The 1418-nt window shown below is 39.6% G+C and carries 2 protein-coding genes; one reads left to right on the top strand and one right to left on the bottom strand.

Annotated features, from left to right (window positions below; genetic code table 11):
- Nucleotides 1-314: 314 nt before the first annotated feature.
- Entirely contained in the window at nt 315-1106 is a 792-nt protein-coding gene (locus EDM52_RS24165) for an FtsK/SpoIIIE domain-containing protein (RefSeq protein ID WP_122911437.1), read from the bottom strand.
- A 110-nt stretch (nt 1107-1216) separates the two neighbouring features.
- On the opposite strand from EDM52_RS24165, the gene EDM52_RS24160 reads away from it, so the two are divergent.
- On the top strand, nt 1217-1418 hold a 202-nt coding region (locus tag EDM52_RS24160; protein WP_148038812.1), incomplete at its 3' end, for a transposase.

Raw genomic sequence — 1418 nt, 5'->3', positions numbered from 1 at the left:
TTATGAAATTGATTCAATTAAAAACCTAAAACAAAGTATCAAATCTGAGATCCCGTAAGCACTCTAAAAGTCCTGCCAATATTGTATCAAGCACTCAACCGGAAATCGAATGTACTTGCTTAACCTTCCAACTAAAATCATACTTGCTCAAAATTAGACAAGATGACCGGCAGTGTAAGCCATTTGATTCAGCATGTGAAAACCACGCTTTACTTTTAAGAATCATCTTATATATGGAATTCGATTAGCAAACAAATGCTATTCGATTTCGTATTTTTATAAAAAAGAAGTGGGAAGGTGTCCCACTTCTTTTTTTAGTTGTTGGCAATCAGTTGAGTCACTTTTATTAATTCATCAGTGGATAGGAAAGGTACTTGAGCAAATATAAGTCCTGACTCGCCTTGTAGCCTTGCCGCCAAATGTCCTTTACCTAACAGTCTTTCTGCACCTTTTTCACCTAAAGATATTTGCGAAGTTCCCTCACTTTCAACTCTAAGGATTAAACGGTTTCCTAAATTATCTCGTAATTGTACTGGCAATACATTTGCATCCGGCCGTTGTGCAGCAAAGATTAAGTGAATGCCTGCCGCTCTTGCCTTAACACCCAATCGTTGCACGATGGACGATACTGCTTGCTTATACGTGTCTATCAACATCCACTCAGCGAACTCGTCATGCACTAAAAACAACAATGGGAGTCTATCATTCTCTTCAGTTTTTGCATTATAATCCTTTAGACTATTTACTTTTTGATCTCGGAATAAAAGGTATCGTCTGTCCATTTCTTCCACAAGGAACTCTAATGTCGAAATTGCTTTGTCTTGGTCAATGATAATTCCTTCCGATAGATGAGGTAGTTCTTCAAGATGCTGATAATCTACACCAAATTTCGGGTCAATCAAATACACTCTCGCCATATCTTTACTATTCGTAGCGCAGATATCAAGTATCAGATTTTGCAGAAGCACTGACTTACCACTGCCGGTCGCTCCAGCAATCAACGTATGTGGAGCATGCTGTTCTAGTCCACTAAATGCCCCACCTAAATTAAGATACAGTAATTCTCCGTCAATCTCCTTAATCCCCAAAACAAAACTCATATTCATACCTGAGGTACCTTTTGATATCTCCCGTACCCTCCTCAATAGCCCCTTAGGAAACTTGGACACATGGAGTGTAATTTAGTACACTATATGTGAACAGGGGGAAGGCAACAATGAAACGAAAACAATACTCCAATGAGTTTAAAATGCAAGTGGTAAAAGAAGCTCTGGAAAGTGGAAATCGAGCTGCCGTTGCCAGAAGATACGAACTCCACTACAATGTCGTCCAACGTTGGATGAAAGATGCAGATGCAGGAAAGTTCGAGGATTTCAATATGGCTGTGGTCGATGATGCAGGTTCCAAGGCTTTGGTTA

It is taken from the genome of Brevibacillus invocatus (assembly GCF_003710915.1).
Taxonomy (GTDB): Bacteria; Bacillota; Bacilli; order Brevibacillales; family Brevibacillaceae; genus Brevibacillus; species Brevibacillus invocatus.
The sequence above is the reverse complement of the archived record's forward strand: the minus strand, read 5'-3'. Positions and strand labels throughout refer to the sequence as shown.